The 15,839-nt window shown below is 44.4% G+C and carries 9 protein-coding genes; 8 read left to right on the forward strand and 1 reads right to left on the reverse strand.

Going from position 1 to position 15,839, the window contains the following annotated elements; translation table 11 throughout:
• Positions 1 to 3 precede the first annotated feature (3 nt).
• Together ACZ5O6_RS02825 and ACZ5O6_RS02830 are read left to right on the forward strand one after the other, a co-directional pair.
• Complete coding sequence (locus ACZ5O6_RS02825; RefSeq protein WP_447092065.1) at positions 4 to 237, forward strand: SlyX family protein; 234 nt, start codon at positions 4 to 6, stop codon at positions 235 to 237.
• Positions 238 to 490: 253 nt separating this feature from the next.
• Complete coding sequence (locus tag ACZ5O6_RS02830) at positions 491 to 2,707, forward strand: sensor domain-containing protein (protein WP_447092064.1); 2,217 nt, start codon at positions 491 to 493, stop codon at positions 2,705 to 2,707.
• On the opposite strand, the gene ACZ5O6_RS02835 is transcribed toward ACZ5O6_RS02830, so the two are convergent.
• The gene (locus tag ACZ5O6_RS02835; protein ID WP_447092063.1) at positions 2,668 to 4,164 is read right to left on the reverse strand and encodes a M48 family metalloprotease; all 1,497 of its coding nucleotides are present in this window, start codon (positions 4,162 to 4,164) and stop codon (positions 2,668 to 2,670) included. The two genes, ACZ5O6_RS02830 and ACZ5O6_RS02835, sit on opposite strands and share 40 nt — an antisense overlap.
• Before the next feature lie 219 nt (positions 4,165 to 4,383).
• Here ACZ5O6_RS02835 and ACZ5O6_RS02840 point away from each other — a divergent pair, with 219 nt between their 5' ends.
• The 6 genes from ACZ5O6_RS02840 to ACZ5O6_RS02865 all read left to right on the forward strand — a co-directional run bounded on the left by ACZ5O6_RS02840 (position 4,384) and on the right by ACZ5O6_RS02865 (position 15,837).
• Entirely contained in the window at positions 4,384 to 4,611 is a 228-nt protein-coding gene (locus ACZ5O6_RS02840) for a sulfurtransferase TusA family protein (protein ID WP_447092062.1), read from the forward strand.
• Between the two features lie 66 nt (positions 4,612 to 4,677).
• On the forward strand, positions 4,678 to 5,823 hold the full coding sequence (locus ACZ5O6_RS02845) for an AI-2E family transporter (RefSeq protein WP_447092061.1): 1,146 nt from the start codon (positions 4,678 to 4,680) through the stop codon (positions 5,821 to 5,823).
• 201 nt (positions 5,824 to 6,024) lie between these two features.
• Positions 6,025 to 8,856: an insulinase family protein gene (locus ACZ5O6_RS02850; protein ID WP_447092060.1), complete on the forward strand. Its 2,832-nt coding sequence runs from the start codon at positions 6,025 to 6,027 to the stop codon at positions 8,854 to 8,856.
• A 663-nt stretch (positions 8,857 to 9,519) separates the two neighbouring features.
• A complete protein-coding gene (aceE, locus tag ACZ5O6_RS02855) occupies positions 9,520 to 12,165 on the forward strand; it encodes a pyruvate dehydrogenase (acetyl-transferring), homodimeric type (RefSeq protein WP_447092059.1) in 2,646 nt (881 codons plus the stop codon).
• Between the two features lie 31 nt (positions 12,166 to 12,196).
• Positions 12,197 to 14,107 (forward strand): dihydrolipoyllysine-residue acetyltransferase, encoded by a 1,911-nt coding sequence (gene aceF, locus ACZ5O6_RS02860; RefSeq protein WP_447092058.1) that lies wholly within the window; start codon positions 12,197 to 12,199, stop codon positions 14,105 to 14,107.
• Positions 14,108 to 14,271: 164 nt separating this feature from the next.
• The gene (locus ACZ5O6_RS02865; RefSeq protein WP_447092057.1) at positions 14,272 to 15,837 is read left to right on the forward strand and encodes a SulP family inorganic anion transporter; all 1,566 of its coding nucleotides are present in this window, start codon (positions 14,272 to 14,274) and stop codon (positions 15,835 to 15,837) included.
• The last annotated feature ends 2 nt before the right edge of the window (positions 15,838 to 15,839 follow it).

Raw genomic sequence — 15,839 nt, forward strand, 5'->3', positions numbered from 1 at the left:
TGAATGCTAGATAAGACTAATTGTGAGCAATTGCAGAAGGATGTAGAAGAGCTGCAGACGCGCTTAGCTTTTCAGGAAGATACGCTGCAGCAACTCGACCAAACGATCGCCGATCAGGATAAAACCATACGTTCTCTGATTGCCCAGTTACTGCGCTGGGAGCAGCGATTAGAAGAAATAAGCGACACGGTAGCGGAATCAGGTCAGCCAGACTCTCAGCCCCCTCCGCACTACTAGTTGAGTGTTTGTTATTAACAACACTTTATTATATCCCACCTATTTTTAAGGGGTTTTTATCATAAAAACCTTTGCCAATTTTTCTATCATTTCTTTGTTAATTCCTCATTGCTTGACTATCCTTAATTTTATATCGACCAATTAAATAGTATGCAGTTGAGAAACCGTTGCGGTTAAATAAATAGGCCAATTAACAAAAAATTCGGTGTTTCTGAAGAATTTAGCGGGTCTTTATCACTATTGATATAGGAAAATGATGAAAGGTGTGGGGAAGAGTGAGCGGCGTTATAGTGTGCATAATCGGAGTGATGTATTGAATACTCCTGAAATGCGAGGCGGTAATTCTGATGAGTTTTACAGTCGCTTCCTATTTGATACGTTACGTACGGCTGTACTGTACTTAGATCAGTGGGGGCGCGTGCGTTCAGCGAATGAAATGGCCAAACGTCTACTCGATGACCCTTATCTTGCGGGTAAAACGGCATTAGAGGTCTTGCGTGACTGGGATAGCCCCATTAATGCTCATCAAGAAATTCTCAGTGTGGCACGTACGGGTAGTTCCGTGACGGAATTAGTCGAAAAGGTTGTCATAAACGGTCAAGAGCGTTGGTTTCAAACTGACAAAATAGCGGTAGAAAACCCCAGTCACGGTTTCAATGGCGTCGTTTTTACGCTAGACGATATTACTGAACTTAAACAGCATCAACTGAGTTTGGCGAAAAGCCAAGCCAATTATCAAGCCTTTATTCAAAGCAGTCGCGATGCTATTTGGCGCATTGATATTATTCAGCCTATAGCAATTCCCAGTGAAAATACTTTTTCGTCTCATCGAGATACATTGATTGAGGCGGTCAATCATCAGTCCATGATGGGAGATTATAACCATGTGTTTTGTACTCTCTATGGCATTGATGAAACCACTAGTCTAGATGGCCTAGCATTTTTAGATATTCCTATAAAAGATACCTTACTATCCGTTGATGAATTTGTTGATCGGCGGTTTCATATCGACAACAAAGAAACGGTGCTTTTAAATTCAGAAGGTCAATCTCGTCACATTAAACTGTCGGTCCAAGGTATCGTGGAAGATAACTGTTTGGTGGGTATTTGGGGGGTGACGCAAGATATTACTGAGCGTCGCGAATATATCGAAAAATTAGAATATCAAAATACACATGATTTACTTACCGGTTTGCCTAATCGAAGTTTGTTACAACAAACGGTTGATCATGCCATCGACACCATGCATCCGGATGACAAGCTCGTTTTTATGATTATCGATCTTGATAGTTTTAAAGATGTTAACGATACCTTAGGCCACAGCGTTGGCGATAAAATTATTCAAGAGATTGGTCCGCGGTTACAGCAAGTACTTAGCGAAACGCCATCGGCGATTGCTCGCTTAGGTGGTGATGAATTTGCCATTATGTTGCCTGAGGTTAAAAACGTAGCAGATGTCGATGAAATAGGGCGTCTATTATTGTCCTGCATTCGCCAGTATTTTTACGTGGGTGATACAGAAGTTGAAATTCGAGCGAGCGTGGGCGTTGCACTTTATCCCGATCAAGCGGATGACTTTTCAACCTTATTACGTTACGCCGATGTCGCTATGTATTGTGCGAAAGAAGATATGTCGGGTATCGCTTTCTACGACCCCGAGCGAGATCCGCATTCACCTAAGCGCTTGTCATTGATGAGCGAGCTGGGTAAAGCTATACGTGGTAGCGATTTAACCTTGTACTTTCAACCAAAAATATCGCTATTGGATAATAGTATTGTGGGTGTCGAGGCGCTATCGCGCTGGGTGCATCCAACTATGGGTTTTATTTCCCCCGCAGACTTTGTACCTATTGCTGAAATGACAGACCTTATCAACGATATGACGTGCTGGGTACTTAACGAAAGTTTACGTCAAATAAAAGAATGGCAAGAGCAGGGTATTACACTATCAGTGGCTGTTAATGTATCAGCGCGTAATTTATTACAGGACAATTTTTGTCAGACGGTACGCCAGTTACTAGAATTACATGATGTGCCTGCGTCGTGCTTAGAGTTGGAAATTACTGAAAGCACTATTATGAAAAATATGGAGAAAACGCTCTTAGTGCTCAAAGAACTTAATCAAATGGGTATTGAATTATCTATCGATGATTTTGGCACGGGATATTCTTCATTGGCCTACCTTAAGCGCCTACCGGTTAGACGTTTGAAAATTGATTACAGCTTTATCATTAATATGATGGAAAACGAACAAGATCAAGTGATTGTGAGCTCTACTATTCATATGGCACACAATTTAGGTTTGTGGGTGGTGGCTGAAGGTGTAGAAACAAAACGCCTAATGGAGCGGTTGGCAGATATGGGTTGTGAGCAAGCGCAAGGCTTTCATATTGCTCGCCCTATGCCCGCTAAAGAACTAGAGACGTGGTATCACAGCACTGAACGAGAGCGAATGGTTTCTAATTCTTGAAGGCGTTCTTTGGCATAGATAGCCATGTCAGAGTCTGCCGGTTCCCTTTCTTCTAATGCCTTTAATTGCTGTTCGGCATTATCAAAATTAGCGTGCAAAATAAAATATTCTGCCCGTGCCTTGTTGAGCAATGATAACTTGTTGGCCAAACCCGATATTTCAGCCAGTTCATACCAAACGGAAGGGTCTTCTGGCCGACGCTCACTTAATGCAGATAGTACGTCAATGGCAGATAGCAAATTGTTGTTCTGGCGATATAACTCGCTCAAAAAGAATGGTAAAGGGTAATAGTTGGGGTGCTCCTGTATCAGTGCTTGTATGCTTTCAATTGCAGGAGTAAATGATTGGCTTTTGGCGAGAAGGTTAATGTCGGCTATTTTCAAAATAAGATTGTCTGGATATTTCTTACGCAACTCGTCAATAATCACTTGCGCGCGGTCAAATTCTCTATTCTCGGCCAATGCCAAGGCGAGTCCGTAGCGATTACCTTCTACCGATGTATCGAATCCTGATAATTCATCTTTAAAGCGTTGTAATGCTTGTTGGGGCGATTCTGATGTTTCTAGTAGCGCGCGAGCACGTACAAATTGGTAGTTGATATTGTCGGGGATCACCACTTTAGGGTATTGGCGTGCAAGATTAATAGCATCAATTTGGCGGTTGGTCGTCAGAGGGTGTGTTAATAAAAATTCTGGCGGCTTTGATGAAAAACGCGTCAGCTTATCCATTTCCTCAAAAATTTCTGCGGTTGCATGTGGGCTCATACCTGCACGTGCCAGAATGCCCATACCAATACGGTCGGCCTCACGTTCAAAGCTACGGCTAAAGCTGAGTTGTTGATCAATTGCGTAAGCCTGGGTTGCAGAAATCGCGGCTGCGCCGGCGTCTCCTTCAGTGGTCGCGGCAAGAATAATACCGGCTAATAAACCCGCGATGACCGCAGCAGACTGTCCCTTTTGTTTTTCTACACTACGTGCGTAGTGGCGTTGGCTGAGATGAGCAAGTTCGTGGCTGATAACCGATGCCAGTTGTTGTTCTGTTTTAGCGTAAGATAATAAGCCGGTATGAATACCAATGACTCCGCCGGGCACGGCAAAAGCATTGAGAGTATTGTTTTTTGCCACGACTAAGGATAGCGATTGATTATAAATATCGCTGTGGGAGGCGAGCATCGCTAACAACGATTCTAGATAAGCAATCACAATGGGGTCTGATGATGTTGCTACTTGACGCCGATATTGTTTGAGCCATGCCTGACCGATACGCTGCTCTTCAGCGGTTACTGCTTGGCTCAGGCGTCCAATACTGGGCAAAGCAACGGGATTGCTGTTTCCGCCGGGCGTATTATCGTAAATAGTTTGCCCTGAGTTGTTGTCTTTGTCCCCCGGTACGAGTTCAATTGCAGCGCTATAGGGCGAAATTAAAATGAATGTTGTTAATATAAGTAGAGGGGGCACTATACAGAGCTGCCAATACTTTTTTGCACCGTTTATTTTGCGATTGCATCGAAGGTTTACTAATAGGCGTAAAAAGAATTTGATACTAATGCTCCTAAGGGATGGCGTATTTGTTATGCTAGTTAGCGAATACAGAGGCGTGCGCTAGACCGCCGCAAAGTCAGTTCATAACCCTTGATGTAAGACTCAACAGAGGCTGATGAGTTCAGTCAGTATTTTATGATAATTGCAAAAACGATTGATGCAAAGGGTTTATCTTGCCCTTTACCCTTACTAAAAGCCAAGCAAGGGTTGCATCAAGTGGTATCTGGTGAGTTGATACGCGTATTGACTACGGATGCAGGTTCCGTCAGGGATTTTCATTCTTTTATTACGTTAACTGAACATCGTATGGTTGAATTTGTCGAACACGACACTTACTTTCAATACATCATTCAAAAGGCATAATCACCCTTAGCGCTCAGTATTTTATTAACAGTACCTGCCCAGACAATTTAAAGAGACCGTCACCCTATGATTCCTATTATCCGTACTTGGATTGACCGCTACTTTCATAATGAAGAAGCCGTATTGGTTGTGGTTTTGCTCACCTTATCTTTCGTTGTTATTTGGAGTCTTGGTGATGTATTAGGCCCCGTATTAGCGGCGATTATTATTGCGTTTTTAATGCAGGGGATGGTGACCTCATTGAAAGCTCGGGGGCTCCCTCATGGCGTGACCGTCACGTTGGCATTGTTATTTTTAGTGGGAGCTATGGTGTTAGCGCTTGTGTTTATTATTCCCGCTTTGTGGGAACAGGCGATTGCTTTATCTAGAGAGTTACCTCGCATGGTGACTCAGGGGCGGGATTTACTATTACATTTGCCGGAGGCCTATCCGACATTTATTACCGAAACTCAAGTTGAGCAGTTGATTAGCCACGCGAGTACTCGCCTTGCCTCGTTTGGACAGGTTGTCGTCTCTTTTTCGGTAGCGAATCTTCCTGTCTTATTAACCGGCTTATTGTATATGGTGTTGGTACCGCTGCTTGTGTTTTTCTTCTTAAAAGATAGTCGATCAATGTTGGTCTGGGTAGGGTCATTACTGCCGAAAGAACGGCCGGTCATGAATAAAATTTTTGCAGAAATGAATCTTCAAATTGCTAATTATGTGCGTGGTAAGGTTATCGAAATTCTGGTGGTTGGCGTTGTTTCTTATATTAGTTTCTCAATACTCGGGTTGAATTACGCAATACTATTGGCTTTAGCCGTTGGTCTATCGGTTGTTATCCCTTATGTGGGCGCAGTTTTGGTGACAATTCCAGTGCTGTTAATTGGCTTCTTTCAATGGGGGTGGGGATATGAACTGCTTTATCTCACCATTGTCTATTTTGTGATTCAAGGCTTAGATGGCAACGTGTTAGTACCATTGCTGTTCTCTGAAGCGGTGAAGTTGCACCCAGTAGCAATCATTCTGTCAGTTTTGGTCTTTGGCGGTCTCTGGGGGTTTTGGGGCGTCTTTTTCGCGATACCCCTTGCAACGCTGGTAAAAGCAGTGATTAACGCATGGCCTTCGCCACAATCGGTGGATAATTACGAGTATCAAAATGATGATATTAATGACGAACGGCTAGAAAGCGTTCTTGAAACATCATCCATAAGTGATTCAGAGGCTTCTTGAGGAATCTCTGAGAAAGTCATTCCGGTGAAAATCGGAATCTAGCAAACGTTTGTATTATGGGGATATCGAATCAAGTTCGGTATGACGAAGGGGATTGCTTAAGTCTTGGTTAATTTCCGCTAGCGTATAGTGGCGCTAACTGCTTGTCAGTATCAGTATTATCAGTTTCTAATAACGAATATTTAAAGGATATCCGCGTCTATGCGCATCAGTACCTTTCGTCTTAATTTTATTTCTTTCTATTTTTTCCTATTAGTATCAGCCATAAGTGTTGATGCTTATTCGTCAGTTACGATAGAAAAAAGTCAGGTTGACGATAGGCAATACCACTATCTTGAGTTAGACAATCAGTTGCGCGTGTTACTGATTTCTGACCCAGAAGCAGACAAAGCGGCCGCCTCATTAGACGTACATGTTGGAAGTGCTGATGACCCTGCCGATCGTGAAGGGCTCGCACATTTTTTGGAACACATGTTATTTTTAGGTACTCAAAAATATCCCGATGCAGCAGATTATCAGGCGTTTATCGATAATAATGCAGGGAGTCATAATGCCTACACTAGTGCTCAGCATACCAATTACTTTTTTGATATTGATGCGCAACAGCTAGAGCCTGCACTAGATCGCTTTGCGCAATTTTTTATCGCCCCGTTGTTTGATGCGGTTTATGTCGATCGCGAGCGCAATGCGGTGCATTCCGAGTATCAGGCAAAAATTAAGGATGATTTTCGTCGAGGTTACGATGTTTATCGCCAGCAAATTAACCCTAAACATCCTTACGCTAAATTTAGCGTAGGTAGTTTGGAGACGCTGGCTAATCGTCCTGATGATAATGTGCGAGATGACTTGATCGAGTTTTATAATCGCCATTATTCATCCAGTCAGATGGCATTGGTAGTGCTGGGTAAAGAGTCGATCGCAGATTTACAACGGATGGTGGTTGACCGTTTTCAGCAGATTCCTCTGCGTGAAGTTGATACCAGCGAGCGTATCGTCCCTTTATTTGATTCAGCCCGTTTGCCGTTTGAGGTCATGATAGAGCCGGTGCAAGAAACGCGTCATATGACCATGGTATTTCCTATTCCGTCGGTAAAAGCGTATTACCGTGAAAAGCCGTTAAGTTATATAGGTTCTTTGCTAGGGCACGAAGGAGAAGGCAGTGTTTTATCCATTCTTAAGGCACAAGGGTGGGCCGAAGGTTTGGGTGCCGGTGGTGGAGAAGCGGGTGGTGGTAACGCTACTTTTTCAATTCGCATTAATTTAACTGAGGCAGGCGTTAAACATCGTGACGACATTCGCGCGCTGATTTTTTATGCTTTACGGAAAATCGAACAAGAGGGCATTAATGCATGGCGATATAAAGAGGAGCAACAGCTTGCTGAGATTGCTTTTCAATATCGTGAAAAAGGGCGTGCTATTAATACGGTGAGTCAATTGGCCGACAGTATGCACGAATACCCTATCGAACGGATCATGAGTGCGCCTTACCGTTATTCTCGATTTGATGAAGCCCTTATTCGTGAACAGCTATCGTTAATGACGCCGGATAATGTGTTTGTCAGTACCGTATTCCCCGGTATTACCGCAGAGAAAGTGACAGAGAAATATCAAGCACCCTACGCAACACGAACATTATCGGCCGATCTGGTTGTGCTTGCTGATGACATCACGGCTCGCTATCAATTACCTAAGCCTAACCTTTTTGTGCCGAGCAATATTGCGTTATTTGCCGACGGTGTGGCTAGTGAGCATGCCGTGCCTAAAAAAGTTTCTTTAGCGGGTAAGTCTGCATTATGGTTGCAGCATGATGCGTCTTTTGGTGTACCAAAAGCCCATGTGTTTGCGCGTTTGCAATCACCTTTGGCTGCGTCTTCGGTGCGTAACGCCGCTATGAATCAGTTGTTGATAGATATAATTAACGATCAACTCAACGAAAATAGTTATCCTGCGTCACTGGCGGGTTTGTCTTATTCTTTATCGCCTAATAGTCGTGGTTTTGATCTAAGCTTGCGTGGCTATAACGATAAAATGCCATTACTGCTGAGAATGATTTCAGCGCAATTGCAAAAGCCCCAAATACCGCAAGATCGTTTTGATCAGTTGAAAGCCGAATTGCAGCGTGCATTGAGTAACTCAAAAAAACAGACACCGTATAAGCAGTTGTTTGGACAGTTACCGGTGAGTGTCTTTTCCCCTTATTACGCCGATGCGGAAATCAGCCAGGCGCTAACCAGCATTACACGAGAAGACTTACATCGCTTTGCGGCGTCGTGGCTAAACGGCGCAGAGATCAATGCTTTGGCTTACGGTAACCTTAATGCTCCGGCTGTCGATGTCTTTAAACGTACATTGATCGAATGGTTATTGGCGGGTGAAATGCCACTGCCCGAGGCCACAGTATTAGCTATACCATCGCTCTCTGCTTCTGCGTCATCTGTCGTACCCACCGTTAGTGTAGGGGTCGATCATGGTGATACGGCGGTAGGTTTATATGTGCAAGGCGCAACCGATAGCCTAGATGATCAAGCAAAAATGGTATTGCTTCGCCAAGTATTAGAGTCAGATTTTTATTCGTCTCTGCGTACCGAACAGCAGTTGGGCTATATTGTGTTTTTAACCAGTATGACAATAAAAGAGGTGCCCGGCTCGTTCTTTGTTGTGCAGTCTCCTTCAACCGCTAAGGCCGATATACAACAAGCGATTAACCGCTTTTTACAAGAGTCGATAGCACTTATCCCCGATGATCTCTCAGGTTTTAAGCGTTCGGTCAGAACCAAATTATTGGAGACGCCGCAGACCTTGTCTGCTAAGGCAGGACAGTATTGGCAAGATATTTTGAGAGGTCAGTCCGGTTTTGATTATTTCTCCGTTTTGGCTGATCGTATTAATGACATCAATCCGCAACAATTACGAGCCTATTATCAGCAGGTCATGCTTAATTCGAAGCAGCATCTGTGGTTTGTGGCCGATCGCTCTTCTGAAGATAGTGATATAACGACTCAGCCCTCGCAGCGCTATTATCGCTACCCCTGATGATACTTGCCCTAAAGTAGAATCTCTAAAAGAGGTGCCTTATTCATCAGCGCGCAATGATGTATATGCCTAAAGAGGAGGTTGTTGCATAACCGTTACAAAAGCTGAGCGGGCAGTTCGCTATCAAAATACCTATTTACTTCTATACTATGGTGTACTTGAGATAAGGCTTGTCGAAAGGAGATGGCGGCGAATCTTTTGTCAGCGGCTACTGTGTTTTCTGTTTTATGTAATCTTGCAGTGTTTTTTTGTAGTTTAACTACATTTTTGTGTCAGTTTATGGTGCTTTCTAGTGGCGATTCGCAAGAAAAATACGGTTTTTTTGCAAAAACACGCCCCTTTATTGTAGTTTTAGCCCTTTTGCTTCGGACGTTTTAGGTGTCAGATTGAATTGATAGATGCGATCGTGTAAGATTACTACAAAATTTTAACGTGATATCTCACGGTTAAATCGTAGTTAGCGCGATTTAGTTTGATGGTTCACTCTATGGCTCGTACCAACGAAGTGATACACCACAAAAGTGAGATCAATATGATGCTGATTCAAGCACTTACACGTTGGTTATGAGATAAGACGGTTATAGCGTTATTTCTTTGAAGTTATCACTATAAATATGCCATAAACATCAATAAGCGATTCTTGCTTATTATTGAGGAGAAGAAATGCCACACGATATTGAATCCCAAGAATGGTTAGATGCGCTGTCATCACTGGTTAAGCATGCCGGAAAACAACGTGCTTCCGAAATCCTTCAACAGCTCAGTGAGAAAGCGGGCAGTGAAGGTGTAGATGTTCCCTCCCTGATTCGCACACCCTATGTAAATACTATTGCCAAAGAAAACGAAGCCAAAGTGCCGGGTAATCCAGATATGGATCGCCGTATTCGCTCGTTAATTCGTTGGAATGCCATGGCAATGGTGATGAAAGCGAATAGTAATGACGACGGACTTGGTGGGCACATAGCGTCTTATCAGTCAGCCGCTGTACTTTATGAAATAGGCTTCCAATACTTTTTTCATGCCGATGGCAATGGCCGCTTGGGTGACTTGGTGTACTATCAAGGCCACAGTTCGCCGGGTATGTATGCGCGCTCTTATCTTGAAGGTCGACTCACCGATGAGCATCTCGATAACTTCCGTCGCGAAGTTGATGGCAAAGGTTTATCTTCTTATCCCCACCCATGGTTAATGCCTGATTATTGGCAGTTCCCTACCGTATCGATGGGGCTAGGGCCAATTACGGCGATCTACCAAGCACGCTTTATGCGCTATCTAACTGCACGTGATTTAGTGGAAGAAAATAGAGCACGACAAGTGTGGGCCTTTTTAGGTGACGGTGAATGTGACGAACCTGAAACATTAGGCGCTATTTCTTTAGCGGCTCGTGAACATCTTGATAATTTAACCTTTGTTATTAACTGTAACCTGCAGCGTTTAGATGGCCCAGTGCGTGGTAATGGCAAAATCGTACAAGAGCTAGAAGGTGTATTCCGTGGTGCCGGTTGGAATGTCATTAAAGTACTTTGGGGTGCTGGTTGGGATCGCCTACTTGAAAAAGATACCAGTGGTTTACTCCTGCAGCGTATGAACGAAGTTGTTGATGGTGAACTACAAGCCTGTAAAGCTCACGGTGGAGCCTATACCCGTGAGCACTTCTTTGGTAAGTATCCAGAGTTGCTAGAATTAGTCAGCGATATGAGCGATGAAGAAATTTACCAATTAAACCGTGGCGGCAACTCAGCCGACAAAGTGTATGCGGCTTATGCGGAAGCAGTTGCCCATAAAGGCCAGCCAACCGTGATTTTAGCGCAGACAGTTAAAGGCTATGGCATGGGTGAAGCGGGTGAGGCGATTAATGAAACGCACTCCGTGAAAAAACTCGATGCCGAGAGTTTAAAGCAGTTCCGCGACCGTTTTGATCTCCCGTTCTCTGATGAAGAGCTAAAAGAACTACCTTACTATCGTCCAGCGGCTGACAGCCCTGAGATGGTTTACTTGCACGAACAGCGTAAAAAGTTAGGTGGCTATCTTCCCGCGCGTCGTAATGATGTGGAAGTGCTAGAAGTGCCCGGCTTGGATGCTTTTAAATCACAATTGACAGGCACGGGCGAGCGTCAGATTTCGACCACTATGTCATTTGTTCGTATTTTATCGACCCTAGTGAAAGATAAGAAAATGGGCAAGCGCGTTGTGCCTATTGTGCCTGACGAAGCGCGTACTTTTGGTATGGAAGGTATGTTCCGCCAAGTTGGTATTTATGCGGCTGCGGGCCAAAAATATGTTCCTCATGACTCAGAGCAAATTATGTTCTATAAAGAGGACGAAAAAGGTCAGATCCTTGAAGAAGGAATTAACGAAGCAGGCGCTATGTCATCGTGGATTGCCGCAGCAACGTCTTATAGTACCAATGGTGTATCGACGATTCCTTTCTATATCTACTATTCAATGTTTGGTTTTCAGCGCATTGGTGATCTGGCTTGGTTAGCCGGTGATATGCAAGCGCGTGGCTTTATGATTGGTGCAACGGCAGGCCGCACTACATTGAATGGCGAAGGTTTACAGCACGAAGATGGCCATAGTTTGATTATGGCGAATACTATTCCAAACTGTAAATCTTATGATCCTACGTACAACTATGAGTTAGCCATCATCATTCAAGACGGCATGCAACGTATGTACGGTGATAAAGAAAACTGTTTCTACTACATCACCACCATGAATGAAAATTACCAACACCCTGAAATGCCAGAAGGTGTAGAAGAAGGTATCATCAAAGGTATCTATCCGTTGCAAAAAGGCGCGAGTAAGAAAAAGAACCGCGTGCAGTTGATGGGCTCGGGTACTATTTTGCGTGAGGTTGAAGCTGCAGCTGATATTTTACGCGATGACTTTAAAGTTGAAGCTGATGTGTGGAGCGTGACGAGCGTGAACGAACTGGCTCGTGATGGACAAGAAGCTAATCGTTATAATCTCATGCATCCTGAAGCAGATGCTAAAGTACCTTATATCACGCAGCAATTAGCGGATGCGAAAGGTCCCGTTGTCGCCGCGACAGATTATATGAAAATGCATTTCGAGCAGCTTCGTGACTTTATCCCTGCATCATTGACTGTATTGGGTACTGATGGATTTGGTCGTAGCGATAGCCGCGAACAGCTACGTCGCTTCTTTGAAGTTAATCGTTATTATATTGTTGTTGCCGCACTGAAATCGTTGGCCGACGAAGGCAGTATTAAAGCGAGCGTGGTGACCAAAGCGATTAACGATTTTGGTCTTGATGCTGATAAAGCTAACCCAATGAGCGTATAACTATAATGATTACAGCGAGGAGAAAATAACAGTGACCAAACAAACCGTTTCTGTTCCTGATATTGGCGGCGCTGATGGTGTCGAAGTCATCGAAATTTCTGTTGCCGTCGGTGACAGCGTAGAAAAAGAGCAAGCCATTGTTGTGCTTGAAACTGATAAAGCCTCTATGGATATCCCGTGCCCTGTTGAAGGGCAAGTAGTAGGTTTACATGTCAGTGTGGGCGATAAAATTGCTGAAGGTGATGCGCTTATTGATGTTGATATTGCTGGTGAAGCTGCTGTTGAAGTGGCGCCAGTTCAAGATTCGGCTGAAGAAAAGCCGGCTCCATCACCTGCATCATCTAGCGACGTTATAGTGTCTGTTCCTGAAGGTGCCGAAGGTGCTGAAGTGATCGAACTATGCGTTACCGAAGGTGACGAGGTTGAAGAAGGTGATTCACTGATCGTCTTAGAAACCGATAAAGCGTCAATGGAAGTGCCTGCGCCCCAAGCGGGTAAAGTGGTGAGCATCACGATTAAGCAAGGTGATAAAACCGTAGAGGGTAATCCCATTCTTACTTTAGCGGTTGTTGGTGCGGGCGATGTTGCTCCGTCTCAGTCATCTGCGGCGCCAGCGCCTCAGGCTGCCAGTGCCCCAAGCGCTGAAGAAGTGATTCCTGTACCTGAAGGTGCAGAAGATGCTGAAGTCATTGAAATTTGTGTGAGCGAAGGTGATGAGGTCGCCGAGGGTGATTCTCTAGTCGTGCTCGAAACGGATAAAGCCTCTATGGAAGTACCTTCGCCAACATCGGGTACTGTCGTTGCTATCAAAATTAAGCAAGGGGATAAAACCGTTGCGGGTGGCGATTTAGTCGTGATGCGTGTTAAAGCATCGGCCGCTGCTGCTCCAACAGCGCCTGCACAAAATACGTCAACCTCGACGCCTAGTACACCATCAGCCTCTCCAGTCTCACAGCCATCGACTCAATCCACACCTCCTACTCAGCTAAACGAAGCCGCTATTGTTAATGCTAGCCGTTCTGCAGATGTTTATGCGGGCCCAGCAGTACGCAAACTTGCGCGTGAAATGGCGATCGATTTGACACAAGTGTCTGGTTCGGGTGAGCGCAAGCGTGTCACTAAAGATGATGTAAAGCATTACGTTAAACAAGTGATGACGGGAGAAAAAGCTTCTCCAGCCGCCGCATCGGGAGCTGCAACGGGTGCAGGTATTCCAGCGATCCCGGCTGTCGATTTCTCTCAATTTGGTGACATCGAGATGTTACCTATGAGCAAAATCAAAAAGCTCACTGCGGCGAATATGCAGCGCAACTGGTTGAACATTCCTCATGTTACCCAATTTGATGATGCTGATATCACCGATCTCGAAGACTTCCGTAAGGGCTTAAAAGCCGAAGCGGAAAAACGCGGTGTGAAACTAACCCCATTACCTTTCTTGCTGAAGGCTTGTGCCGCAGCCTTAGTCGCTGAGCCGAGCTTTAATGTGTCCATGCATCATGATGGTGAACATATTGTGCAGAAAAAATATGTGAATATCGGTATTGCCGTCGACTCGCCCGTGGGTCTTGTCGTGCCGGTGATTCGTGATGTTGATAAAAAAGGTTTATGGGAACTCGCGGCTGAATTTATGGAAATTATTGATAAGGCGCGTAACGGTAAGTTAGGGCCTAAAGATATGCAGGGCGGTTGCTTTACTATATCTAGCCTAGGTGCAATGGGTGGGCAAGGATTTACGCCTATCGTAAATGCGCCAGAAGTGGCTATCTTAGGTGTGTCTAAAGCTGAAATTAAGCCAAAATGGAATGGTAGCGAGTTTGTTCCACGCAATATGCTACCGCTATGTTTGTCTTATGATCATCGCGCGATTAATGGTGGTGATGCAGGGCGGTTTTTCACCTATTTGAATAGTGTGATTGCTGACGTCAGGCGCTTATTACTGTAAACTTGTCACTTAATTATGCTTATTTAAAAAAGCGAGGTTCTTAGAATCTCGCTTTTTTGGTTTTGGTCTCTACCGTTTTTATTGTTGTATTTATACAATGATGACCGCTAACGAACACCTACTATTATCTTTAATTTATAGCCAACAGAGAAGTTCAGCGACTTATGTTTTCCCTTATTACCAATAATACTCACAACGTTAAAAACGACGTTTTATCTGGCGTGACTGTAGCGCTTGCTCTAGTGCCCGAAGCGGTCGCCTTTGCTTTTGTTGCTGGCGTAGAACCTATGGTGGGTTTATATGCCGCATTTATGATGGGCTTACTGACCAGTATCTTTGGTGGTCGTCCGGGAATGATTTCTGGCGCAACCGGTGCAACAGCGGTGGTGATGGTTTCGCTCGTGGCAATACATGGTATTCAATACTTATTTGCGGCGGTGTTATTGGCTGGTCTTTTACAAATACTGGCGGGTGTTTTTAAATTAGGTAAATATATTCGTATCGTGCCTCATCCAGTGATGTTAGGTTTTGTTAATGGACTCGCAATTGTTATTTTTCTTGCGCAGTTAGGTCAGTTTAAAGTGCTTGATAGCGCCGGTGTATCGGTGTGGATGCAAGGTTCCACGCTTTATATTATGGCGGCATTAATTATTATTACTATGCTGATTATGCACTTCTTACCTAAGTTCACCACTGCTGTGCCTGCGGGTTTAGTGGCGATTGTAGCTGTAACGTTATTGGTTGTGGGCTTTAATTTAGATGCGCGTAATGTATTGGATTTTGTGCGTGATATGTTACCTGCAGAGCAAGCAGCAACAGCAACCTTGAAAGGTGAATTACCCAGCTTTGCTATTCCAGTAGTGCCGTTTACGTTGGAAACACTATGGATTATCTTGCCTTACGCCGTGATTATTGCCGCGATTGGTTTGATCGAATCATTACTCACATTGACATTAATTGATGAAATCACCAACACACGCGGACAGGGTAACCGTGAATGTATAGGGCAAGGTATTGCGAATACCACCAATGGCTTTTTTGGCGGTATGGGTGGTTGCGCTATGATCGGCCAAAGTATGATCAACATTAACTCTGGCGGTCGAGGTCGTTTATCCGGTATTACGGCGGCCTTGGTGTTACTCGCGTTTATTTTGTTTGGCTCCTCATTGATAGAAATTATTCCATTAGCGGCATTGGTTGGGGTGATGTTTATGGTGGTACTCGGTACCTTCGAATGGTCATCGTTACGTTTGCTGGGTAAAATTCCTGCGACAGATATGTTTATTATCGTGCTTGTTTCTGCTGTTACCGTCGCGACAGATTTGGCGATTGCGGTGATCGTGGGTGTTATTGTTTCGGCCTTGGTGTTTGCGTGGAAGCATGCTCAACACATTTTGGTAGATACCTATATTGATGATAAGGGGTATAAAGTTTACGATTTGCGCGGCCCCATTTTCTTTGGTTCTATTGCCTACTTTAAAGAGTTGTTTGATGTTGAAAATGATCCAGAGCATGTGGTCATTGAATTTAAGCGCTCAAGAGTGAGTGATCACTCGGGCATTGAAGCTTTAGATAATCTAGCCGAGAAATATCAAGCAGCGGGTAAGACGTTGCATTTGCGCCACCTTAGCCCTGAATGCCGTCAATTACTGAAGCAAGCAGGTGACTTGTGTGAAGTGAATGTCATGGAAGATCCCAACTATCGCGTTGTTAGTGATGAGCTTGGCTAAAT

The sequence above is a fragment of the Eionea flava genome, assembly GCF_055393785.1.

What these genes read in the sequence shown, in the direction of transcription:
- ACZ5O6_RS02865 (WP_447092057.1), top strand. Translation starts at nt 14,272, where the DNA reads ATGTTTTCCCTTATTACCAATAATACTCACAACGTTAAAAACGACGTT.
- ACZ5O6_RS02840 (WP_447092062.1), top strand. Translation starts at nt 4,384, where the DNA reads ATGATAATTGCAAAAACGATTGATGCAAAGGGTTTATCTTGCCCTTTA.
- ACZ5O6_RS02830 (WP_447092064.1), top strand. Translation starts at nt 491, where the DNA reads ATGATGAAAGGTGTGGGGAAGAGTGAGCGGCGTTATAGTGTGCATAAT.
- ACZ5O6_RS02850 (WP_447092060.1), top strand. Translation starts at nt 6,025, where the DNA reads ATGCGCATCAGTACCTTTCGTCTTAATTTTATTTCTTTCTATTTTTTC.
- ACZ5O6_RS02825 (WP_447092065.1), top strand. Translation starts at nt 4, where the DNA reads ATGCTAGATAAGACTAATTGTGAGCAATTGCAGAAGGATGTAGAAGAG.
- aceE (WP_447092059.1), top strand. Translation starts at nt 9,520, where the DNA reads ATGCCACACGATATTGAATCCCAAGAATGGTTAGATGCGCTGTCATCA.
- ACZ5O6_RS02845 (WP_447092061.1), top strand. Translation starts at nt 4,678, where the DNA reads ATGATTCCTATTATCCGTACTTGGATTGACCGCTACTTTCATAATGAA.